Origin of the sequence: Kitasatospora purpeofusca, assembly GCF_042691725.1 — a bacterium.
Classification (GTDB): domain Bacteria; phylum Actinomycetota; class Actinomycetes; order Streptomycetales; family Streptomycetaceae; genus Kitasatospora; species Kitasatospora purpeofusca_B.
Map to the genome: position 1 here is coordinate 6,375,918 of NZ_CP170483.1, position 21,483 is coordinate 6,397,400.

Genomic DNA, 21,483 nt, shown 5'->3' on the forward strand with positions numbered 1-21,483 from the left:
GTGGGTAACAAGGTAGTGGCACCCTGTGCCACTCGTAAAGACACGGCGTGCCAGCAATTCCGACGGCCCGGGAACCCCTTCGAGGGCTCTGCGCAGGGCGCGAAAAGGGCCCGTGCCGATATCTCGACACGGGCCCTCAAGGCTGCTTCCACCTGCGAAAACGCCGGTGATCAGGCCTGTCTGACGCCCTCCAGGGCGGCCCGGACGGCATCCACCACGACGTCCAGCGGAGCGTCCGTCCGGGCGACTGTGATGAGCACCTCACCTCCGGAAGTGGCACTCGGTGCGCCGGTCGTCGCGGCCTCCTCCTCCGTCACACTGGCACCGGGTGCCACCACCGCACCGCGCCGCCGGGCCCCCGGAGCGCTGGACGCCCAGAAGGTCCGCCGGATCACCTCGAAGGAGTGGTCCAGCTGCGCCTCGACGTCGCCCCGCCCGCCCGCCCGCAGCCAGCGCCGCAGCACGTGGTTGTGGGCCGCGACCACGGCCGCCGCCGACACCTCGGCCAGCATCGAGTCGTCCTCGCCGCCGCGCTGCCAGCCCGAGGGGATCTCCCCGGCGGTGTCGAAGCGGCCCAGCAGGTAGCGGGTGAACAGCCGCTCGTAGCGGGCCACCACGGCGATCTCCCGCTCGCGCAGCGTCGGCACCTGACGGATCAACTGGTACCGCGCCACCGAGACCCCGGGCGTGGAGGCGTACATCCGCAGCACCTCCTTGATGCCCCGGCAGACCACGTCCAGCGGGTGCTCCTCAGGCTCGGCGCTGGCCAGCAGGTCGGCCACCCGGACCAGGGTGTCGTCGTGGTCCGGGAAGATCGCCTCCTCCTTGGACCGGAAGTACCGGAAGAAGGTCCGCCGGGCCACCCCGGCCGCCGCCGCGATCTGGTCGACCGTGGTCTCCTCGTAGCCCTGCGAGGCGAACAGCTCCATGGCGGCGGTGGCCAGATCCTGGCGCATCTGCTGGCGCTGCGCCGCCGCCCGGCGGCCGCCCGGGGCCCCGTCCTGGCCGGTCCCGGCCGTGCGGCCGTCGCGTGCCGGGGCGGATTGCTGCGGGGAGACTGACTGAACCCGATCCATGCCCGGAACGCTACACGCCCCCGGGGCCGCGCCCGGGGGCCTTCCCCGGTGTACCGGGGCCACCGGGCCGCTCACCGCGGGCCGGGGCCAGTGCGCCGAGACCGCGCCCGGCCCCCAGCCGGCCCGCTCGGGGCGGAACGGCGGGCGGCCGGGCCGGCCCCCGGAGGGCGGCGGGGTGGTCATCGGCGCGCGTGGTCGCGGAAGCCGCGGCCGGTCTTGCGGCCCAGGCAGCCGGCCGCCACCAGGTGCTCCAGCAGCGGCGCGGCGGCCAGGCCCGGCTCGCGGAACTCCTGGTGCAGCACCTGCTCGATGGTCAGCGAGACGTCCAGGCCGACCACGTCCAGCAGCTCGAACGGGCCCATCGGGTACCCGCAGCCGAGCTTCATCGCGGTGTCGATGTCGTCCACCGTCGCGTAGTGCTCCTGGAGCATCCGCACCGCGTCGTTCAGGTAGGGGAAGAGCAGCGCGTTGACGATGAACCCGGCCCGGTCCCCGCACTCCACCGGGTGCTTGCGGACCTTCGCGCACAGCTCCAGCACGGTCGCGGTGACGTCCGGCGCGGTCAGCACCGTGGAGACCACCTCCACCAGCCGCATCGCCGGCGCCGGGTTGAAGAAGTGCATGCCGATCACGTCCTGCGGCCGCGAGGTCGCCGAGGCGCAGCTGATCACCGGCAGCGAGGAGGTGGTGGTGGCCAGCACCGCGCCCGGCTTGACGATCGCGTCCAGGGCGGCGAACAGCTCGCGCTTGACCGCGAGGTCCTCGGCGACCGCCTCGACCACCAGGTCCACCTCGGCCAGTGCGTCGTACCGTCCGACCGGCGTGACCAGCCCCAGCGCGGCGTCCCGCTGCTCCCCGGTCAGCCGGCCCCTGGCCACCGAGCGCTCCAGCGACTTCGCCAGCCGCGCCTTGGCCCGCTCCGCCTTCTCCTGGCTGCGGGCGGCCAGCAGCACCGGGTGGCCGGCCTTGGCGAACACCTCGGCGATGCCGGTGGCCATGGTGCCCGAGCCGCAGACGCCGATGCCGCGCACCTCGCGGCCGGGGGCCTTCGCGGCGGCCGGGCCGGTGGCGGCGTCGACCGCCCTGGAGGAGCCGGGCGCCTCGTAGGTGTAGAAGCCGCGGCCGGTCTTGCGGCCCAGCAGCCCGGCCGCGACCAGCTGGCCGAGGATCGGCGCCGGCGCGTGCAGCCGGTCCTTCGACTGCTCGTACATCGCCTCCAGGACGGTCCGGGCGGTGTCCACGCCGATCAGGTCGAGCAGCGCCAGCGGGCCCATCGGCAGGCCGCAGCCGAGCCGCATCGCGGCGTCGATGTCCTCCCGGGTGGCGTACTTGGACTCGTACATCGCGGCGGCCTGGTTGAGGTACGCGAAGAGCAGGCCGTTGACCACGAAGCCGGCCCGGTCGCCGGCCGCCACCGGCTCCTTGCCGAGGTCCCGGGCGAAGGCCGCGGCGTCCTCGGCCACCTGCGGGGCGGTGAGCACGGTGCGCACCACCTCGACCAGCTTCATGGTGTGCACGGGGTTGAAGAAGTGCAGGCCGAGGACCCGGTCCGGGCGGGTGGTGGCGGCGGCGATCCGGGTCACCGACAGCGCGGTGGTGCCGGTGGCCAGCACCGTGCCGGCCGGGCAGATCCGGTCCAGCTCGGCGAAGACCTCCCGCTTCAGCTCCAACTGCTCGGGGACCTCCTCGATCACCAGGTCGGCCTCGGCGGCGGCCTCCAGCGCGTGGCCGACGGCGATCCGGGTGAGCAGCCCGGTCCGCTCCTCGGCGCTGAGCCGTTCACGGGCCACCGCGCGCGCGGTCGCCGTCTCGATCCGGGCCAGCGCCCGGGCGGCCGAGGCCGCGTCGGCCTCGATGCCGATCACCCGGCGGCCGGTCCTGGCCACCGCGACCGCGACGCCGGCACCCATCGTGCCGAGGCCGACCACGGCCACCGTGGGGAAGGGACGCTCCATCTGTCCTGACTCCTTGTCATGGAAGGCCCGCGCGCGCTCCGGAGGGCGCGCCCCCGGAGGAGGGTCCGCGCGCGGGGGCGGGGGGATGACGGCCGCGGCCACCGCGCAGCCGCCGGTCCGCTCCGGCCATGCTGGGGGTGTGCCGTGGTACTCAGGCGCTCGATGTGGGAAGCGGCTCTGAACGCACTCTGAACACAGAGGAGAGAAGCCCCGGCTGCGGCCGCGGTCCGCGGCGCCCGCCGGTGAACGAACGCACCGCCACACGCCGCCCGCTCCGCGCGAGTCCCGCACGGCGGACGGCGCCCCCGTCGGTGCGGCTCCCGAAGCCCGACGGTGGTGCGTGCCGACACTGTAGCGAAGCTACTCGCCGGTAGGAAGGGGGGCGGGGTGCTGATTTTCCGCTGCTCACGGAAGGGCGATCACCCGTGCGGGGGACGGCGGTGGACGGACGTCCGTTCGGACCACCCGATAGGGGAGTTACGCGCCCCCGCGGCCCGGGGCAGCATGAAGCCATGAGCACCGGAACCGTCGCCGAGGGCCGCCCCGAGCCGTCCGCCGAGTCCGCAGCCGGGCCGGACGGCGGCGCCGTGCCGCCGCCCCGGATCGACCGGGCCGAGCGCGGGGAGCGCGCCCAGGTGGCGGTCGACCGGCTGCGGACCGCCGGGGTCGAGGCGGTCGCCGTCACCTGGGTGGACAACGCCGGCATCGCCCGCGTCAAGGCGGTGCCGCTCGGCGGCCTGGTGCACGCCGCCCAGTGGGGCGTCGGCACGGCCCCCTGCTTCGACGTCTTCCTCGCCGACGACACCATCGTCACCAGCCCGCTGATCGGCGGCCCCACCGGGGACCTGCGGCTCTACCCCGACGTCGAGCGGATCGTCCCGCTCGCCGCCCAGCCGGGTTGGGCCTGGGCGCCGGGGGACCGCTACACCCAGGGCGGCGCCCCGCACCCGGGCTGCCAGCGGCTCTTCGCCCGCCGGACGGTCGCGGCCGCCGCCGCGCGCGGGCTGGCGCTGAAGGCCGGCATCGAGATCGAGTGGGTGGTCGCCCTGGCCGGCCCGCCCCAGGAGGAGCCCCGCTACCCGACGGCCGGCCCGGCCTACGGCATGCAGCGGCTCACCGAGCTCTCCGACTACCTGCGCGACGTGCTCCGCGCCCTCGGCGAGCAGGGCCTGACCGTGCTCCAGATCCACCCCGAGTACGCGGCCGGCCAGTTCGAGGTCTCGGTCGCCCCCGAGGGCCCGGTCGAGGCCGCCGACACCTCGGTGTTGATCCGGCACACCGTCCGCGCCGTCTCCGCCCGGCACGGCCTGCGGGTCTCCTTCGCCCCGGCGGTCGAGGCCGGCGGGGTCGGCAACGGCGGCCACCTCCATCTGAGCCTCTGGCGGGACGGCCACAACCTCGCCCACGGCGGCCCGGGCCCGCACGGCCTCACCGCCGAGGCCGAGGGCTTCCTCGCCGGGGTGCTCGGCGCGCTGCCGGAGCTGCTGGTGCTCGGCTGCTCCAGCCCGGCCGGCTACCTGCGGCTGGTGCCCCAGCACTGGGCCGGCGCCTACCAGTGCTGGGGCCTGGAGAACCGGGAGGCCGCGCTGCGCCTGGTGACCGGCTCCACCGGCGAGCGCGCCTCGGCCGCCAACGCCGAGGTCAAGTGCTTCGACGCCACCGCCAACCCCTACCTGGCGGTCGGCGGGGTGCTCGCCGCCGGCCTCGCCGGGCTGGACCAACGGCTCGCCCTGCCGCCGGAGTTCACCGGCGACCCGGCACACGCCGCGCCCGGCGCCGTCCCCCGGCTGCCCTCGGGGCCGGCCGAGGCGCTCGCCGCGTACCGCCGCTCCGCCCTGCTGCGCGAGGCGCTCGGCGAACCGCTGTACGGGGCCGTGCTCGCCGTCCGGCAGGCCGAGAACGAGCAGTACGCCGACGCGACCCCCGAGGACCTGGCCGCCGCCACCCGCTGGCGGTACTGACCGTGCCCCCGTTGGACGTCCCCGCACTGGTCGACCACCACTGCCACAGCGTGCTGACGGCCGAACTCGCGGACGACGCCCTGGCGGGGCTGCTCACCGAGTCCGACCGCCCGCCCGCGCCCGGCACCTCGCCGTTCGACAGCGCGCTCGGCCTCGCTGTACTCCGCTGGTGCCCGCCCGCGCTCGGGCTTCCCGCGCACGCGCCGGCCGAGGAGTACCTCGCCCGGCGGCGCGAGCTCGGCGCCCCGGAGGCGACCCGTCGGCTGCTGGGCGCCGCGGGCCTGGACACCTGCCTGGTGGACACCGGGCTGACCGCCGCCGCCGGCCACCCGCTGCTGCCGCTCGGCGAGTTGGCCGAGGCGGCCGGCGCCCGGGTGCGCGAGGTGGTCCGGCTGGAGCCGGTCGCCGAGGCCGTCGCCGCCCCGCCCGGCGCCTGGGCCGGGGCCGTCCGCGCGGCGCTGGCCCAGGCGGCGGCCGGCGCCGTCGCGGTGAAGTCGGTGGTGGCCTACCGCAGCGGCCTGGCGGTGCCCGCCGAGCGCCCCGCCCCGGCTGCGGTCGCGGCGGCCGCCGCCGGGTGGCAGCGCGCCGGGGGCGGCCGGCTCGCCGACCCGGTGCTGCTGCACGAACTGCTGTGGGCCGCCCTGGAGGTCTGCGCCGCGCTGCGCCTGCCGCTCCAGCTGCACACCGGTTTCGGCGACCCGGACGTCACCCTGCACCGCGCCGACCCGTCGCTGCTCGCCGACTTCGTGCGCGCCGCCGAGCCGAGCGGCGTCCCGCTGGTGCTGCTGCACGGCTACCCGTACCACCGGCAGGCCGCCTGGCTGGCCCAGGCCTTCCCGCTGGTGTACACCGACCTCGGCCTGACCACGTCCTACGTCGGCCCCCGGGCGGCGGCGGTGCTCGGGGAGATGCTGGAGCTGGCGCCGTTCGGCAAGCTGCTGTTCTCCACCGACGCCTACGGCCTGCCCGAGCTGTACCTGGTCGGCGCGGCCCAGTTCCGGCACGGCCTCGGCGCCCTGCTGGACGGCTGGCGCGCCGACGGCGCGTGCACCGCGGCCGACGCCGAGCGCCTCGCCCGCCGGGTGGCGGCGGACAACGCGCGCCGACTGTACGCGCTCTGACCGTCCGCCGCCCCGGCTTGGCGGCTATCCGCCACTGGCCGGTTCCGGCCGCCCCGGACGCCTGTTCCAGCGTCGGCCCGGCTGACTAGGGTGTGGCTCCCGGCGCGTGTGCCCCCGCGGCCGCCCGGTCACCCGGCCCTGCCCAGCAGAAGCGGAGTCATACCGTCCGTGGGTGACCAACTTGTGGCGATTAGATGACTACCTCTTGCGGATTGCAACACTTGTTCACTAACGTCCCGATCATTCCAAGTGCACCTGCCAACCGCAGCTGCTGCATGACGACTCGGGAGGGCCAACCCCTATGAGTGTTCCTCGGATCAGCCGGACCCGGTATGCGGCGGTGGGCCTCGTCCTCGCCACCGCCGGCGCCCTCGCGCTGCCGTCCGGCACCGCCGTCGCCGCCGCCTCCGGGTCGCAGTCGACGACCGGTCCGCTGCTCAGCTACGTCGTCAACACCAAGGCCAACCACGGCCAGGTGCAGAAGGTCGAGAAGGCGATCACGTCCCTCGGCGGCACCGTGGTGTACTCCTACGAGCAGATCGGCGTGGTGATCGCCCGCTCGACCGACACCCAGTTCGCCGCCAAGCTGCGGCAGGCCAAGGGCGTCGAGTCGGTCGGTGCCAGCCGCACCAAGGGCATCACGGCCTCCGAGGACCGCGTGGCCGAGGTCGCCGCCGCTCCGACCGGTGCCGCCGCCGCGGGCGAGGAGCCCCTCTGGGCCAACCAGTGGGACATGCGCCAGATCGGCGTGGACAAGGCCCACAAGCTGTCCCTGGGCAGCAACAAGGTCACCGTCGGCGTGCTGGACTCCGGCATCGACGGCACCCACGAGGACCTCGCCGCCAACGTCGACGCCTCGCAGTCGGTCTCCTGCATCGACGGCGGCAAGCCGAACACCGCCTGGGAGGCCTGGCAGCCGGGCGTCGACGGCGACCACGGCACCCACGTGGCCGGCACCATCGCCGCCGCCAAGAACGGCAAGGGCATCGAGGGCATCGCCCCGAACGTCAAGCTCGCCGCGGTGAAGGTCGTCGACGACGGCGGCTTCATCTACCCGGAGTACGCCATCTGCGGCTTCGTCTGGGCCGGTGAGCACAAGTTCAAGGTCACGAACAACAGCTACTTCGTCGACCCGTGGATGTTCAACTGCCAGAACGACGCCGACCAGGCGGCGATCACCACCGCCGTCCGCCGCGCCGTCGAGTTCTCGCAGCGCAAGGGCGTCCTCAACGTGGCCGCGGCCGGCAACGAGAACATCGACCTCGCCCACAAGACCAAGGACGTCGCCAGCCCCGACGACACCACCCCCGGCGAGCGCCCGATCACCCAGGACTGCCTGAACCTGCCGACCGAGCTGGACGGCGTGGTCGCGGTCTCCTCGGTGGGCGTCAACGGCGAGAAGTCGTACTACTCCAGCTACGGCAAGGGCAAGGTCACCGTGGCGGCCCCCGGTGGCGACCGCCGCTACCAGATCCCGAACACCCCGGACCAGAACGGCCGCGTGCTGTCCACCATCCCGGGCGGCAAGTACGGCTACATGCAGGGCACCTCGATGGCCTCGCCGCACGCCGCCGGCGTGCTCGCCCTGCTCGCCAGCACCCACCCGTGGGCCAACGCGGACGAGCTGACCGAGCTGCTGACCAACCAAGCCGAGTCGCACGCCTGCCCGTCGGCCCCGTACAACCCGGGCGGCGCCGGCGAGTGGACCGCCACCTGCGAGGGCGGCGCGGACGACAACGGCTTCTACGGCGCGGGCATCATCAACGCCGAGAAGGCGGCCCAGTGGTGGCGCTGAGCCACGGCCGACCGGCTGACACACCCTGAGCGGTGAACGGGGGCGGGACTTCGGGTCCCGCCCCCGTTCGCGTGCCCGCGGCCGCTCGCGCGCCCGACCCCCCGTTCGCCCGGACGGCTCAGTCGAAGTGCTGCTCCCAGACCGTCTCCACCGACGGCTTGCCGTGCAGGTCCGGCACCTCCCGCAGCCAGGCCGGCCGGCCCGCCCTGGTCCGCGCCGCCTGCCGCCGCTCCGCCTCGCGCAGCTGCTCGGGGGTGGAGAACCCCTCCGGCAGCCACTCGGCGGACAGCACCGCCCGCGCCGCCAGGTGGTTCACATAGGCCCGGCGCAGCTCCCCGACCGAGCCGAACCCCGGCTCGCCGGCCAGCCAGGCGTCCGGCACCAGCGCCAGCACCTCCTCCAGCAGCCCGACGGTGACCAGCGGCCCGAGCTCCTCGTCGGCCAGCCGGACGTCCGGCCGGTACCCGCCGAGGGCGTGGGCGCTGAGGTCGTACCGCTTGCCGACCGACGCCTCGGCGGCCGACCAGCGGTGATGGAAGACCAGCGCGGCGCCGTTGTCGATCAGCCAGAGCTCGCGGTGCCAGACCATGAGGTTGGGGTTGTGCACCGTCCGGTCGACGTTCCCGGTGAGCGCGTCCAGCCAGACCACCCGGCCGGCCTCGACCGGGTCGACCTCGATCATGCCGGGCCGGAAGTCGCGGGCGCCGGGCAGCAGGTCCATGCCGAGGTTGAGGCCGCGGCTGGCCCGCAGGATGTCCTGGATCTCGGGGTCCGGCTCGCCGTCGGCGACCGCCGGGTCGAAGTCGACCAGCCGCAGCTCGGGCACCGGCAGGCCGAGCCGCCGCGCCAGTTCGCCGACGATCACCTCCGCCACCAGCGCTTTGCGCCCCTGGGCGGCGCCGGCGAACTTCACCACGTAGGTGCCCAGGTCGTCGGTCTCCACCACGCCGGGGACGGAACCGCCGGCCCGCAGCGGGTCGACGTAGCGCACTGCTGTCACCTGTTCGAGCACACCCGCCACCTTAGGCCCTCTCGTTCGGACCACGCCGGGAGGGCGCCGCCGGGGAGGGCGCCGCCCGCCGGCCGGGGCCCCCTGTGATTGGCTTGCCGGTACCACCCGGACGACCACCCGGCGCCGGACGACCGTACGAGGAGAGCAGGACCATGGGACAGGTGCAGGCCACCACCGAGCGGGTCTACGACGCGGCCGCCGAGCGGGTGTACGAGGCCCTGGCCGACTACCAGGTGACCCGCCCCAAGCTGCTGCCCGCGCAGTACAGCGAGTACGCGGTCCGGGTCGGCGGCGCCGGCGCCGGCACCCAGGTGCACTGGAAGCTGCAGGCCACCGAGAAGCGGATCCGCGACTGCCTGTTCACCGTCTCGGCCCCGCGCCCGGACCAGCTGGTGGAGAAGGACGCCAACTCCAGCATGGTGATCACCTGGACCGTCGCGGCGGCCGGCGAGGGCCGCTCGAAGGTCACCGTCACGGCCACCTGGCAGGGCGCGAGCGGCATCGGCGGCTTCTTCGAGCGGACCTTCGCGCCCAAGGGCCTGAACCGGATCCACGACCAGGTGCTCGCCAACCTGGCGGACGAGGTCCGCTGAGCCCCACCGCGGCGCGGTGGGTCCCGGATTTCCGGACCTCCCCCTCAACTCGTCCAGGAATTCGACGAGTTCGTCCACCCGTACGAGCCGCGCGCCGTACGGGTGGACGCCTCGCCACCTGCGGGTGACGAGGACCGACGGGCGCGGTGCGGCCACCCTAGGCTCGCCGCCGTGCATATGACGATCCTTCACATTTCGCAGCCCGTCGACGGCGGCGTGGCCCGCGTCGTGGTCGACCTGGTCCGCGGTCAGCGCGAGGCCGGCCACCGGGTGCTGGTCGCCTGCCCGCCCGGCGGCCGGCTCGCCGGGGAGGCCGCGGCGGTCGGCGCGCTGGTCCGGGAGTGGCCGGCCCGGCGCTCGCCCGGCCCCGCCACCGCCGCCGAGGTCTGGCGGCTGCGCCGGATCGTCCGGGCCGCCGGGCCCGACGTGCTCCACCTGCACAGCGCCAAGGCCGGACTGGCCGGCCGGCTGGCCGTGCGCGGCGCGGTGCCGACCGTCTTCCAGCCGCACGCCTGGTCCTTCGCCGCCGTGGACGGCGCGCTCGCCGGGGCCACCCTGCGCTGGGAGCGGTACGCGACCCGCTGGGCGCACCGGCTGCTCTGCGTCTCCGTCCAGGAGCGGACCGACGGTGTCACGGCCGGCCTGCACGCGCACTGGGCGGTGGTGCCCAACGGCGTGGACGTGCGCCACTACGCGCCCGCCGACCGCCGGGCCGCCCGGATCGCGCTCGGCCTGGAGCCGGCCGCCCCGCTCGCGGTCTGCGTGGGCCGGCTCTGCCGCCAGAAGGGGCAGGACGTGCTGCTCACCGCCTGGCCCGAGGTGCGGCGCCGGGTGCCGGGGGCCCGGCTGGCGCTGGTCGGCGGCGGCCCGGAGGAGGCCCGGCTGGCCGCCATGGTCCGGGAGGGCGCCGAGCCGTCCCGGGTCCGGCTGGTCGGGGACGTCGCGGACCCGCGGCCCTGGCTGGCCGCGGCCGACCTGGTGGTGCTGCCCTCGCGCTGGGAGGGCATGGCGCTGGCACCGCTGGAGGCGATGGCCTCCGGCCGGCCGGTGCTGCTGAGCGACGTGCCCGGGGCCCGCGAGAGCCTGCCGCCGTCCGAGCGCGCCGGCGCCCTGGTGCCCGCCGAGGACGTGTCCGCGCTCATCACCCGAATGGCGGAAGCGCTGTCCGATCCGATCGAGTGCGAGCGGCGCGGCGCCCGGCTGCGTGAGCACGCCGCGGCCCGCCATGACGTTCGATCGGTGGTCGAACAGGTCGACGCGCTCTACCGCGACCTGCTGGGTGCCGGACCGGCGCCCGGACGGCGCCGCGCCCGTGTCCCGCAGTGGATCTGATCGTTTCACATGCCGTGAATGCCCCGCCGCTTTGGCGCTGCCGTATTCGCACCCTCCGCCGGTTGTGGGTGAGAGGCCAAATCGGAAATACCTATTAATGGGCGGCTGGAATGAAACGGCAAGTCAACTTCCAGCATTCAAGCCGGTTTTCGGTAACGTCTGATTCTGCCTGCTTCGTTTCGATTTCACTCGGGGAAATCGCGAGAAAACCGAAAGCCGCCAGCGGTGGCAGGTGCTGTCAGGACCGCGCTCACCGGGCCGGGACGGCCGCCCCGGGCCAACCGGTGCCGGACCGCCGTCACCCCGGGCACACAGCAGGGGAGTTCGTCCGCCGATGACCATTGACCACGACAGCGTGCCACGTCCCGGTCGGCCCCTGTCCGGCCCGCGCCGCCCCGGCACCGGGCTGCTGGACCGACCGCCGCGTTCCGCCCAGGCCCGCAGCGCCCCGCCGGCCCGTCGGCGCCGCCGCCCGGTCCGCTCCCGGCTCGCGCTGCCCGCCGCCCTGCTCGCCGTCGACGCGCTCGCCCTGTGCACCGCCACCGGGACCGCCAACCGCGTCCTCGACCCCGCCGTCCGGGTCGCGCCGCTGCTCGGCGTCGCCGCCCTGCTGCCCCTGCTGATCCTGCTCAACCTGGCGGGCGGCCTCTACCGCACCCGGCTCACCCTCTCCGTGCTCGACGAACTGCCCGCCCTCACCGCACGGGCCCTGGTCGCCGCCGCCTTCGCCATCAGCCTGGCCGGCTGCCTGGAGGACCGCTGGCCCGACTCCGGCCCCGCCACCCCGGCCCGGCTCACCGTCCTGCTCGGCACCCAACTGGTGCTCGCCGTCTGCGGCCGCGCCGTCCTCTACCACGTGGTGCGCCGGATCCGCCGCAGCCGCCCCAGCCCCGTCCTGGTGCTCGGCGCCGGCCGGATCGGCCGCCGGGTCGCCGCCGCCCTCAACGAGCGCGGCGAGTACGGGATGCGCCCGGTCGGCTTCCTCGACGCCGACCCGCCGCTGCTCGCCGGCGACACCGACCTGCCCGTGCTCGGCGGCCGCGAGGTCCTGGAACGCGAGATCCGCCGCCACCGCGTCCACCACGTGGTCGCCACCGCCGGCGCCGCCGACGAGGCCGAGACCGCCGCCGCCCTGCGCGACGCCGCCCGGCTCGGCTGCCAGGTCTGGCTGGTCCCCGCGCTGCGCGAGTACGGCTCGCTCACCGCCGGCCGGCTGGCCGGCGCCGACCACCTCTGGGGCTTCCCCTGCCTGCGGGTCGGCCGCGCCGCGACGCGCCGCCCCGGCTGGGCCGCCAAGCGGACCCTGGACGTGACCGCGGCCGCGATCGGCCTGCTCCTGCTCGCGCCCGTCCTCGTCCTGTGCGCGCTCGCCGTCCGCTTCGACACCGGCCCCGGCGTCCTCTTCCGCCAGCAGCGCACCGGGCTCGACGGCCGGGTCTTCACCGTCCTCAAGTTCCGCACCCTGCGGCCGAGCAACGAGCACGAGTCCGCCACCCGCTGGAACATCTCCCAGGACCACCGGATGGGCGCCGTCGGCCGGCTGATGCGCCGCAGCTCCCTCGACGAGCTCCCGCAGCTGTGGAACGTGCTGCGCGGCGACATGAGCCTGGTCGGCCCGCGCCCCGAACGCCCCTACTTCGTCATGCGGTTCAGCCAGGCCTACCCCGAGTACGCGGACCGCCACCGCGTCCCGGTCGGCCTCACCGGCCTCGCCCAGGTCAACGGCCTGCGCGGGGACACCTCGATCGAGGACCGGGCCCGCTTCGACAACCGCTACATCGAGAGCTGGAGCCTCTGGCAGGACGTCAAGATCCTGTGCCGCACCGCGGCCCTCATGCTCCACCCGGACGGGAGCTGATCAACGCCGTGGCCCTGACCCTCGCCGCACCCCCGCGCCCCGCCAGGCTGTTACGGCGCGCGGGGGGCGTCGTCCGCGAACGCCCCAGCCTGCTCGCCGCCGCCACCGTGCTGCTGGTCTGCGTGCCCACCGGGGAGAAGGACGTCGCCGCCGCCGTCCACGTCACCGCAGCCGACCTCGCCTCGCTCGCCCTGGTCGCGCTCACCGCCGTGAACCTGCTGCGCGGGCGCACCCCGGCGATCGGCCGCACGGACGCCCTCCGGTTCGGCGCGATCGTGCTCGCCGCCGCCGTCGCCACCATCGGCTCCATCGACCCGGCGACCAGCCTGACCGGCTTCGTCCGGCTCACCCAGGTCTTCGTGCTCGTCCCGGCCGCGGTGCTCTGCGCCCTGCGCGACCGCACCGACCAGCGGCTGGTCCTCGGCTCCTTCGTGATCGCCGCGCTGATCCAGGGCGTGGTCGGCGCCCACCAGTTCCTCACCGGCACCGGCGCCTCCTACACCGGCCGCCCGATCCGCGCCGTCGGCACCTTCGGCGCCCTCGACATCATGGCGATGTCCAGCGTCGTCAGCTACGGCCTGCTCGCCGCACTGGCGCTCGCGGTGGCCGAGCGAGGGCCCGGGGGCGACGCCCGGCTGCGCCGCTCCCTGTTCGCGGTCGCCGCCTTCCTCGCCTTCCCGCTCGCCGTCTCCTTCAGCCGCGGCAGCTGGATCGCCACCGCCGCGGCCGCCACCGTGCTGCTGCTGCGCGCCGACGCCCGGCTCGCCGTCCGCTCCGCCGTCCTCGGCACGGCCGCCGCCGTCGTCCTGGTCGGCGGCCTCGGCCTCGGCGGCTCCGGCGTCACCGCCCGGCTCAGCTCGATCGGCTCCGTCTCCGAGGCCCCCGACCAGTCGGTCTCCGACCGCTACGACCTGTGGGCCACCGCCGGGCGGATCTGGCAGGACCACCCCGTCTCCGGCGCCGGCCCCAAGGCCTTCCAGCAGTTGCGCGACAGCCACGCCCCGCTGCGGCTCTCCTCCGGAAGCGACGCCGCCGACGCCACCATCGGCTTCCAGCGCGAACCGCTGCTCTCCCCGCACAACATGTACTTCCTGGTGCTCAGCGAGCAGGGCCTCATCGGCATCGCGGCCTACGGGATGCTCTTCCTCGGACTGCTGCTCGGCTGCCTGCGCTCCGCCCGCGGCCCCGGCCTCGCCGCCCTCGCCCTGCTCACCTGGGTCCTGGTGGACTTCCTCTACGCCGACATCGGCGGCACCACCACCGTGCTGACCTCGATCGTCCTCGGCCTCGCCGCCCACGCGGGCCGCCCGGCCCGCCCCGGAGGCGACCGGGCGACCCTTGAGGCCGGCGCATGACCACGGACCGGCCCACCACCCTCGATTCCCCCGCGCTGCCCGGGCCCCGGCAGGCGCCGGCCGCCACCGGGCCCGCCGCCGGCCCGCGCCGCGGCTTCCTCGCCAGGGCCTTCGGCGTCACCGCCGTGCTCAGCGCCGCCGGCTCCGCCCTCGGCCTGCTCCGCGACCTCCTGCTCGCCCGCTACTTCGGCGCCAACCAGGGCACCGACGCCTTCCTGGTCGCCTGGACCGTCCCCGAGACCGCCGCACCGCTGCTCATCGAGGACGCCATGTCCTTCCTCATGGTGCCCGCCTTCGCGCTCGCCCTGGTGCTCCGCGAGGAGCGTCCCGACGGCCCCGACCCGGTCCGCCAGCTGGTCCGCGCCACCCTGCCCTGGCTGCTGCTCGCCCTCTCCACCCTCTCGCTGGGCGCCGCGCTCGGCGCCCCCCGGCTCGTCGACCTGCTCGCCCCCGGCCTGGCCGACCCCGGGCTCGCCGTCACCTGCACCCGGATCACCGCGATCACCGTGCTGCCGTTCGGGGTGGCCGGCTACCTCGCCGCCGCGCTGCGCGCCCACCACCGGTTCACCGCCCCGGCCGGCATCTACGTCGCCTACAACCTCGGCATCCTCGGCGTGCTGCTCACCTGCCACGCCCTGTGGGGGGTGCGCGCCGCCGCGATCGGCGTGGTCTTCGGCAGCCTGCTGATGGCCGGCCTGCTGGTCGGCCCGTTCCTGCGCCGGCTGCGGTCCGGCAGCGGCCGCCGCGACCGGGCCCGCCGCTCGCGCAACGCCCTGGTGCTGATCCCGCTCGCCCTGCTCCCGGTCGGTGTGTTCACCCTGACCCGCCAGGCCCAGGTCTTCATCGAACGGTTCCTCGGCTCGGCACTGCCGCCCGGCACCATCTCGCACCTCAACTACGCGGCCAAGGTCTCCCAACTCGCCATGACGGCCGGGATCCTGATCTGCACCGTCACTTTCCCGCTGGTCGCCCGGGCGCTCGCCGCCGGGGACGTCACCGCCGCCCGCGACCGGGTGGAGAAGGACCTCGGCCAGGCGGCCGCCGTCGTCCTGCTCGGCACCGCCTTCCTGATGGCCTGCGCCCCGTCGGTGGTGGCGCTGCTCTTCGAACGCGGCGCCTTCGGCCCCCGGGACACCGCCGCCACCGCCGCCGTCATCCGGGTCTACAGCTTCGGACTGCTCGCCCAGGCGCTGATCGGCGTGATGATCCGCCCCTACTTCTCGCTGCGCCCGGTGGTCCGCCGGGCCGGAGACCCCAGCCCCGAGGACGGCGGCCGCCGGCTGCTCGACTGGTACCCGGCCGCCGCCATGGCGTTCGGCCTGGTCGTCACCGTCACCGTCGGCCTGCTCGCCACCCCCCGGTTCGGCGCCCTCGGCCTGGCCGCGGGCAACGCGGCCGGCATCACCACCACCGCGGCGCTGCTGCTGCACGGCCTGGTCCTGCGCGGCATCCCGCTGCGGCTGCGGCGGGTCCTCGGCGGCCACGCCCGGCTGCTGGCCACCGCCGCCGGCGCCGCCGCGCTCGGCACCCCCGCCGCCGGCCTCGCCGCCGACCCCCTGCTCTCCACCGCGCTCGGCGGTCTCACCGTCGCGCTGGCCTTCGCCGCCCTGGGCACCGGCCTCGGCGCCCACGAGGTGCGCGGCCCGGTCCGGGCCGCCCTCCGGGTCCTGGGGCCGGTCCCCGGCCCGTCTCCTGTCGCCGATGAAGGGAAGCCTCCCCATGGATGCTGAACGGGGATCAGTCCGGTCGGTCCCGTCGGGCGTACGCCACCCCGCCGCACCGGCGGCCGGCGCCCGGCGCACCGACCTGCCGCGCACCGACGCGCCACGGACCGGGGCACCGCCCTCCGGCGTCCGCAGACCCGCGGCGCAACTGCCCAGGAGCCGGCGTCCGCTCCCCGAGGCGCCGCTCGCCGAGACCACCTCGCCGTGGATCCTGATGTACCACTCGGTGGCCGTCGAGAAGGAGGACCCGTACCAGCTGACCGTCAGCCCCGAGCGGTTCGCCGAGCAGATCGCCTGGCTGCACCGGCGCGGGCGGCGCGGGGTCTCGGTGCGGGAGCTGATGCGGGCCCGGGCGGCCGGGCGGGCCGACAAGCTGGTCGGCCTCACCTTCGACGACGGCTACGCCGACTTCGCCCGCCACGCCGTGCCGATCCTTCAGGCCTACGGCTTCACCGCCACCGCCTACGTGGTCGCCGACCTGCTCGGCCGCGCCAACGACTGGGACACCGAGGGGCCCCGCAAGACCCTGCTCACCGTGCAGGAGGTCACCGACCTCGCCGCCGCGGGCTGGGAGATCGGCTCGCACGGCCTCGGCCACCAGGCGCTGACCGGTCTGCCCGCCGAGGTGCTCGCCGCGCAGACCCGGGAGAGCCGGCGGGTCCTGGAGGAGGTGGTCGGCGGCCCGGTCACCGGCTTCTGCTACCCGTACGGCGCGGTCGACCTGGCCGCCACCCTGGCCGTCCGGGACGCCGGCTACGACTATGCCGTCGCGATCGCGCACTCCCCGCTCACCGGCCGCTACGCGCTGCCGCGCTGCTACGTCGGCGACCGCGACGGCGCCTGGCGCCTGCGCGCCAAGCGCGGCCGCCACCGCCTGCGCGACACCGTCGCCGAACTCCGCCGCCAGCGCCTCGCGGCGCGCCGGAACGGCTCCCGAAGGGTGCCGTCGTGAGGATCCTGCACATCGTCACCGGGCTGGCCTCCGGCGGGGCGGAGCGCCAGCTCCAGCTGCTGCTCCGCCATCTGCCGGCCCACCAGCACTGCGAGGTGCTGGCGCTGACCAACCCCGGTGCGGTGGCCGCCGGGCTGCGCGCCGAGGGCGTCACCGTGCACCACCTCGGCATGCGCGGCAACCGGGACGTCGGCGCGCTGCCCCGGCTGGCCCGCCAGGTCCGGGCCGGGCGCTACGACCTGGTGCACACCCACCTCTACCGGGCCGGGCTGTACGGCCGGACCGCCGCCCGGCTGGCCGGGGTGCGGGCGGTGGTCGCCACCGAGCACTCGCTGCACCCCGGGGTGATCGAGGGCCGCCCGGTCACCCGCGGCGTCAAGGGCCTCTACCTGGCGGCCGAACGCCTCGGCAGCACCACCGTCGCGGTGTCCCGGCAGGTCGCCCAGACCCTGCACGCCTGGGGCGTGCCGCCGGCCCGGGTCGAGCTGATCCCGAACGGCATCGACGCCGCCCGCTACCGCCACCCGCCCGCCGACCGGGCCGCCACCCGCGCCCGGGTGCGCGCCGAACTCGGCCTGCCGCCCGGGAGCCGGGTGATCGGCGGGATCGGCCGGCTGGTCCCGGGCAAGCGCTTCCACGTCCTGCTGGAGGCGCTGGCCGGGCTGGACGCCGCAGCCCGCCTGGTGCTGGTCGGCGAGGGCCCCGAGCGGCCCGCCCTGGAGCGGCTGGCCGCCGGCCTCGGCGTCCGCGACCGGCTGGTGCTCGCCGGCGAGCGCGACGACGTGCCCGACCTGCTCACCGCCCTGGACGTGCTCGCCGCGCCGTCCACCGAGGAGACCTTCGGCCTCGGCGTGCTGGAGGGGCTCGCGGCCGGCCTGCCGGTGCGCCACAGCGCCTGCCCGGCGCTGGACGAACTGCCTCCCGGCGCCGCCCCGCAGGCCCGCCGGATCCCCTCCGAGGCCGCCGCCTACACGGCCGCGCTGCGCGAGCTGCTCGACCTCGACGACCACACCACCGACCCGCTGCCCCGGCCCCCCGCGGTCGGCCACTACGACATCGTCCGGGTGGCCGCCGACCTCGGCGCCCTCTACGACCGGCTGGCCCGGGCCTGAGCCGACAGCACCGCCGCCGGGCCCCCGGCCGGGCGGCCCGCACAGCCAAGGAGTCCTCCATGACCGAACCGCGCAGTAGTGTCCGCCGGCTGGTCGGCCGCTGGTGGCCGCTGGTCCTCGCGGCGCCGCTGGGCGCCGCCGCCGGAGCCGGGTACGCCGTCGTCGCCCATCCCTCGTACGCCGCCAACTCCTATGTGATCGTGGTGCCCGAGACCCAGGGCGAGACCGGCACCGCGGTCAACTTCGCCCAGGCGTACGGGCGGCTGGCCGGACAGCCGCAGGTGCTCGCGGCGGCCGCCGCCGAGACCGGGCACGGCCTGGGCGAGCTGACGGCCCTGGTGCGGGGCACCACCTCGCCGGACGCGCCGATGATCGAGATCACCGGCACCGGCCCCCGGCCGCAGGAGGCCGTCCGGGCGGCCGACGCGGTGGCCCGCTCGCTGGTCGCCTTCGCCAACACCAACACCAAGGAGACCGGGGTGCGGCTGGTTCCGCTGGCCGCCGCCGCCGAGCCGGAGAAGCCGACCACGCCCTCCGGCCGGCTGGACGTCGCGGTCGGCGGCGCGGCCGGGGTGCTGATCGGCGCGCTGGTGCTGATGACCCGCCGCCGGAGCACCGCGTCCGCCGAGTCGGCCCCGTCCGCCCCGCCCGCCGCGACCGCCCCGCGTCCACGCGCCGCCGAACCGGTCCCCGGCCCCGCCGCCGAGCCCGAGCCCGAGCCCGCCGAGCCCGCCGCGTCCGAGCCCGTCGGGGCCGGGGCGGCCGCCGGGAGCGGACGATGAGCACCGAGGCCGCCGCCCCCGCGGCCGGCCTCCCCGCCCAGGCCCGCGCCCCCCACTGGACCACCGAGCTGCGCCGTGAGGACGACGCCCTCGACACCCTGGCCGAGGAGTGGGACGACCTGGTCGCCCGCTGCCGGACGGCCACCTTCTTCCAGGCCGCCGCCTGGCAGCGCTCCTGGTGGCGCCAGTACGGCACCCCCGGCGCCCTGCTGGTGGTGCTGGTGCGCCGGGAGGGCCGGCTGGTCGGCGCGGGCGCGTTCCGCCGGCGCGGCGGCCCGCTCGGCGGTCTGACCGGCCTCGGCGCCGGGCTGATCGACTTCACCGACGTCCTGCTCGACGACGACTGCGCCGACCGCGCCGCCGCCGAGTTCGCCGACGCCCTCCCGCTCACCCGCCCCTGGCACAGCCTGGAGCTGCGCGAGGTCCGCCCGGAGGCCGCCGTCCAGCGGGTGTTCGAGAAGTGGCGCGGCCGGCGGTCCCGGTTCGGCGACTCGCTCTGCCAGTACCTGCCGGCCGCCCCGATGGACCAGCTGCTCAAGCGGGTGCCCGGCAGGACCGCCCAGCGCAGCCGGGTCAAGCTGCGCAAGATCGCCGAGTCGGGCGTGGAGGTGCGCGCGACCGGGCCGGAGGAGGTGCCCCAGGCGCTGGACGGGCTGCTGCGGCTGCACTTCCTCCAATGGCAGGAGCGCGGCGTCACCCCCGAGCACCGCAGCGAGCGGTTCGCCCGGCACCTCTCCGAGTCCACCGCCGGGCTGGTCGCCACCGGCCGCGCGGCCGTCCACCAGTTCTGGCTGGACGGCGAGCTGGTGGCGGTCGACCTGGTGCTGCTCTGCCCCTCCTTCAGCGGCCTCTACCTGTACGGCGCGCATCCGGCGCTGCGGGAGCGGCTGGACATCGCGGGCCTGCTGTTCGGCGCGGCGCTGGACGAGACGCTGGGCGCCGGGATCCCGGTGATAAGCCTGCTGCGCGGCCAGGAGCCGTACAAGCAGCGCTGGCGGCCGGACCAGCTGCCCAACCAGCGGCTGCTGTTCGGCCCGCGCGGCGCGGCCCCGGCGGCCGCCGCCCGCGGCGGCGCGGTGCGCGCCCGGCGGGCGGCGGTGCGGCTGCTCGGCACCCGCGCACCGCGCCTCAAGGAGGCGTTGGCGGCCCGCCGCCGCAGCTGACACGCCTGTGGCGTGTCTGACCATTCCCGCCGGGCGGGCGGTGTCAGGGCACGCACGCCCCCAGCCTTCGGCCGGGAGGTACCCCCACGCCGCGTTGTCGTCGGTCGCCGATGGCCCCCAGCCTGGCGGCCGGGAGGTGCCCCCACCGCATGGACTCCGCCCCCAGCCTGGCGGCCGGGGGTGCCCCCACCTCCGCCTTGCGATGCACGCACCCTGACGCCGCCCGCTGATCCGACGCGAATGGTCAGACACGCCCTACCGCGGCCCGGGCGGCGCCGGGGCGGTCGGTGGGACGGGGGCGGTCGGGGCCGTGGGCGCGGCCGGCGGTGCGGGGACCGCCGGCCCGCCCGGGAGGCCGGGGGCCGGCGGCGCCGCCGGCCCGGCGGGCTCCGGGGCCCCCGGGGAGCCGGTCATCAGCTGCCGGAACCGGCTGCTGGAGCGCGGGTTGCGGTCGCACTGCCAGAAGCCGTGCGGACAGTAGTCGGTGACGGTCTGGTACGCGGTGTCGTGGGTGCGGATCCACTCCACCATCCGCTGCACGAACTCCGGGTTGTCGCCGTTGCGGAACAGCCCCCACTCCGGGTACGAGACCGGCTTGCCGCGCTTGGCCGCGAACTCGACCTGGTCCTGCAGCCCGTACGGCTCGCGCACGTAGTCGTCGAAGGTGCCGCCGGCCGGCTGGTCGTAGTTGTCCATGCCGATGATGTCGACCACGTCGTCGCCCGGGTAGCACTTGGTCCACGGGATCGCGTCCAGTCCCCGGTTGGGCGCGAAGTCGAAGCGGAACCGCTGCCCGGGCACCGAGCGCATCACCGTGACGATCCGCCGCCAGTAGGTCTTCCAGGCGGCCGGGTCGGGCTTGCAGCGGTGGGTGTAGGTGACGCCGTTCATCTCCCAGCCGAGGGTGAGCACGGTGTCCGCGCCGCCGAGCGCGACCAGCCGGCGGGCCAGCGTGAGGAAGTGCCGGTCGAAGTCGCCGCGGGCGCCCTGGCCGAGCAGCCGGGCCACCTCGCCGTCCGGCACGCTCGCCTCGCTCGGCGCCAGCATCGGCACGCCGAGCACGAGCATCCGGGACGGCTCGGCCAGCCGCCACTGCGACCACATGGCGAGCACCATCGGCTCGCCCTCGATGTCCGCCCAGCCGTTGCCCGCCAGATAGGTGTGGCCGACCTGGAGGTTGGCGTCGCCCAGCCACTGGGCGTACCGGCCGATCTGCGGGATGTAGTTGTCCCAGGAGCCGACGAAGGCCCCGAACGGCGGCTCGTGCGCCGGGCGCTGGACCGGCGGGCGCGGGGCGGCGCCGCGCGGCGCGATCGCGTCGGAGGAGAGCGAGTGCCGCTCGGTCTGGCCCAGCGGTGTCCCGGCGGGGACGCCGGCGGTGGTGAGCAGCAGCAGAGTGGAGGCGGCCAGCGCCAGACGGCCGAATCGCATGGGGTCTCCTCGGACGGCGCCCCGGGACGGTGCCACGGGCTGGGCGGAGCAGGGCTGGGCGGAGCGGGAGGGCCACGCAGCGTGGCAGTACCCTTGCCGACAGTAGGTCCGACCGGGCGAGGAAAGCCGAATGTCACCCTAAAGTGGGCGATATTCGAACGCCGTCCGCGTGTGCCGTGTATCACCTCGGTAACGGTCCTCGCGGGCCCGGGCGCCCTACCGCCGCGCCCCGTGCCAGGGCCCGTACGGCCGTTCCGGGGC

Annotated in this window: 16 protein-coding genes; 12 read left to right on the plus strand and 4 right to left on the minus strand. The window is 75.8% G+C overall.

Annotated features, from left to right (window positions below; translation table 11 throughout):
- Nucleotides 1-170: 170 nt before the first annotated feature.
- Nucleotides 171-1,076 carry a TetR family transcriptional regulator gene (locus tag ACFCLZ_RS27575; RefSeq protein WP_380280261.1) on the minus strand — a complete coding sequence of 302 codons (906 nt, stop codon included), beginning with the start codon at nt 1,074-1,076 and terminating at the stop codon, nt 171-173.
- Nucleotides 1,077-1,255: 179 nt separating this feature from the next.
- Nucleotides 1,256-3,031 carry a 3-hydroxyacyl-CoA dehydrogenase family protein gene (locus tag ACFCLZ_RS27580; protein WP_380280263.1) on the minus strand — a complete coding sequence of 592 codons (1,776 nt, stop codon included), beginning with the start codon at nt 3,029-3,031 and terminating at the stop codon, nt 1,256-1,258.
- Between the two features lie 512 nt (nt 3,032-3,543).
- Here ACFCLZ_RS27580 and ACFCLZ_RS27585 point away from each other — a divergent pair.
- The 3 genes from ACFCLZ_RS27585 to ACFCLZ_RS27595 all read left to right on the plus strand — a co-directional run bounded on the left by ACFCLZ_RS27585 (nt 3,544) and on the right by ACFCLZ_RS27595 (nt 7,908).
- Complete coding sequence (locus ACFCLZ_RS27585) at nt 3,544-4,992, plus strand: glutamine synthetase (RefSeq protein WP_380280265.1); 1,449 nt, start codon at nt 3,544-3,546, stop codon at nt 4,990-4,992.
- Nucleotides 4,993-4,994: 2 nt separating this feature from the next.
- The gene (locus ACFCLZ_RS27590; protein ID WP_380280267.1) at nt 4,995-6,113 is read left to right on the plus strand and encodes an amidohydrolase family protein; all 1,119 of its coding nucleotides are present in this window, start codon (nt 4,995-4,997) and stop codon (nt 6,111-6,113) included.
- A 301-nt stretch (nt 6,114-6,414) separates the two neighbouring features.
- A complete protein-coding gene (locus ACFCLZ_RS27595) occupies nt 6,415-7,908 on the plus strand; it encodes a S8 family serine peptidase (protein WP_380280269.1) in 1,494 nt (497 codons plus the stop codon).
- A 118-nt stretch (nt 7,909-8,026) separates the two neighbouring features.
- On the opposite strand, the gene ACFCLZ_RS27600 is transcribed toward ACFCLZ_RS27595, so the two are convergent.
- Nucleotides 8,027-8,920 carry a HipA family kinase gene (locus tag ACFCLZ_RS27600; RefSeq protein WP_380280271.1) on the minus strand — a complete coding sequence of 298 codons (894 nt, stop codon included), beginning with the start codon at nt 8,918-8,920 and terminating at the stop codon, nt 8,027-8,029.
- Nucleotides 8,921-9,072: 152 nt separating this feature from the next.
- Here ACFCLZ_RS27600 and ACFCLZ_RS27605 point away from each other — a divergent pair, with 152 nt between their 5' ends.
- From ACFCLZ_RS27605 to ACFCLZ_RS27645, 9 genes are all read left to right on the plus strand, one after another.
- Nucleotides 9,073-9,513 carry an SRPBCC family protein gene (locus ACFCLZ_RS27605; RefSeq protein WP_380280273.1) on the plus strand — a complete coding sequence of 147 codons (441 nt, stop codon included), beginning with the start codon at nt 9,073-9,075 and terminating at the stop codon, nt 9,511-9,513.
- 177 nt (nt 9,514-9,690) lie between these two features.
- Nucleotides 9,691-10,845, plus strand: a complete 1,155-nt coding sequence (locus ACFCLZ_RS27610; RefSeq protein WP_380280275.1) for a glycosyltransferase — start codon at nt 9,691-9,693, stop codon at nt 10,843-10,845.
- 334 nt (nt 10,846-11,179) lie between these two features.
- Nucleotides 11,180-12,703, plus strand: a complete 1,524-nt coding sequence (locus ACFCLZ_RS27615) for an exopolysaccharide biosynthesis polyprenyl glycosylphosphotransferase (RefSeq protein WP_380280276.1) — start codon at nt 11,180-11,182, stop codon at nt 12,701-12,703.
- A gap of 8 nt (nt 12,704-12,711) precedes the next feature.
- Nucleotides 12,712-14,058, plus strand: coding sequence for an O-antigen ligase family protein (locus tag ACFCLZ_RS27620; RefSeq protein ID WP_380280278.1), 1,347 nt, complete (start codon nt 12,712-12,714; stop codon nt 14,056-14,058).
- Complete coding sequence (locus ACFCLZ_RS27625; protein WP_380280279.1) at nt 14,055-15,788, plus strand: lipid II flippase MurJ; 1,734 nt, start codon at nt 14,055-14,057, stop codon at nt 15,786-15,788. The genes ACFCLZ_RS27620 and ACFCLZ_RS27625 overlap by 4 nt, the downstream gene beginning before the upstream one ends.
- Nucleotides 15,778-16,734 (plus strand): polysaccharide deacetylase family protein, encoded by a 957-nt coding sequence (locus ACFCLZ_RS27630; RefSeq protein ID WP_380280281.1) that lies wholly within the window; start codon nt 15,778-15,780, stop codon nt 16,732-16,734. Before ACFCLZ_RS27625 ends, ACFCLZ_RS27630 begins: the two co-directional genes overlap by 11 nt.
- The gene (locus ACFCLZ_RS27635) at nt 16,731-17,846 is read left to right on the plus strand and encodes a glycosyltransferase (RefSeq protein ID WP_380280284.1); all 1,116 of its coding nucleotides are present in this window, start codon (nt 16,731-16,733) and stop codon (nt 17,844-17,846) included. Before ACFCLZ_RS27630 ends, ACFCLZ_RS27635 begins: the two co-directional genes overlap by 4 nt.
- Nucleotides 17,847-17,905: 59 nt before the next feature.
- On the plus strand, nt 17,906-18,628 hold the full coding sequence (locus ACFCLZ_RS27640; RefSeq protein WP_380280285.1) for a hypothetical protein: 723 nt from the start codon (nt 17,906-17,908) through the stop codon (nt 18,626-18,628).
- A complete protein-coding gene (locus tag ACFCLZ_RS27645) occupies nt 18,625-19,791 on the plus strand; it encodes a GNAT family N-acetyltransferase (protein ID WP_380280287.1) in 1,167 nt (388 codons plus the stop codon). The genes ACFCLZ_RS27640 and ACFCLZ_RS27645 overlap by 4 nt, the downstream gene beginning before the upstream one ends.
- A gap of 255 nt (nt 19,792-20,046) precedes the next feature.
- On the opposite strand, the gene ACFCLZ_RS27650 is transcribed toward ACFCLZ_RS27645, so the two are convergent.
- A complete protein-coding gene (locus ACFCLZ_RS27650) occupies nt 20,047-21,222 on the minus strand; it encodes a glycoside hydrolase family 26 protein (protein WP_380280288.1) in 1,176 nt (391 codons plus the stop codon).
- Nucleotides 21,223-21,483 lie beyond the last annotated feature (261 nt).

Excerpts from the sequence above, each read along its gene's own strand:
- ACFCLZ_RS27580 (WP_380280263.1), bottom strand. The coding sequence starts at position 3,031 with ATGGAGCGTCCCTTCCCCACGGTGGCCGTGGTCGGCCTCGGCACGATG.
- ACFCLZ_RS27615 (WP_380280276.1), top strand. The coding sequence starts at position 11,180 with ATGACCATTGACCACGACAGCGTGCCACGTCCCGGTCGGCCCCTGTCC.
- ACFCLZ_RS27575 (WP_380280261.1), bottom strand. The coding sequence starts at position 1,076 with ATGGATCGGGTTCAGTCAGTCTCCCCGCAGCAATCCGCCCCGGCACGC.
- ACFCLZ_RS27650 (WP_380280288.1), bottom strand. The coding sequence starts at position 21,222 with ATGCGATTCGGCCGTCTGGCGCTGGCCGCCTCCACTCTGCTGCTGCTC.
- ACFCLZ_RS27625 (WP_380280279.1), top strand. The coding sequence starts at position 14,055 with ATGACCACGGACCGGCCCACCACCCTCGATTCCCCCGCGCTGCCCGGG.
- ACFCLZ_RS27645 (WP_380280287.1), top strand. The coding sequence starts at position 18,625 with ATGAGCACCGAGGCCGCCGCCCCCGCGGCCGGCCTCCCCGCCCAGGCC.
- ACFCLZ_RS27610 (WP_380280275.1), top strand. The coding sequence starts at position 9,691 with ATGACGATCCTTCACATTTCGCAGCCCGTCGACGGCGGCGTGGCCCGC.
- ACFCLZ_RS27630 (WP_380280281.1), top strand. The coding sequence starts at position 15,778 with ATGGATGCTGAACGGGGATCAGTCCGGTCGGTCCCGTCGGGCGTACGC.
- ACFCLZ_RS27640 (WP_380280285.1), top strand. The coding sequence starts at position 17,906 with ATGACCGAACCGCGCAGTAGTGTCCGCCGGCTGGTCGGCCGCTGGTGG.
- ACFCLZ_RS27605 (WP_380280273.1), top strand. The coding sequence starts at position 9,073 with ATGGGACAGGTGCAGGCCACCACCGAGCGGGTCTACGACGCGGCCGCC.
- ACFCLZ_RS27595 (WP_380280269.1), top strand. The coding sequence starts at position 6,415 with ATGAGTGTTCCTCGGATCAGCCGGACCCGGTATGCGGCGGTGGGCCTC.
- ACFCLZ_RS27585 (WP_380280265.1), top strand. The coding sequence starts at position 3,544 with ATGAGCACCGGAACCGTCGCCGAGGGCCGCCCCGAGCCGTCCGCCGAG.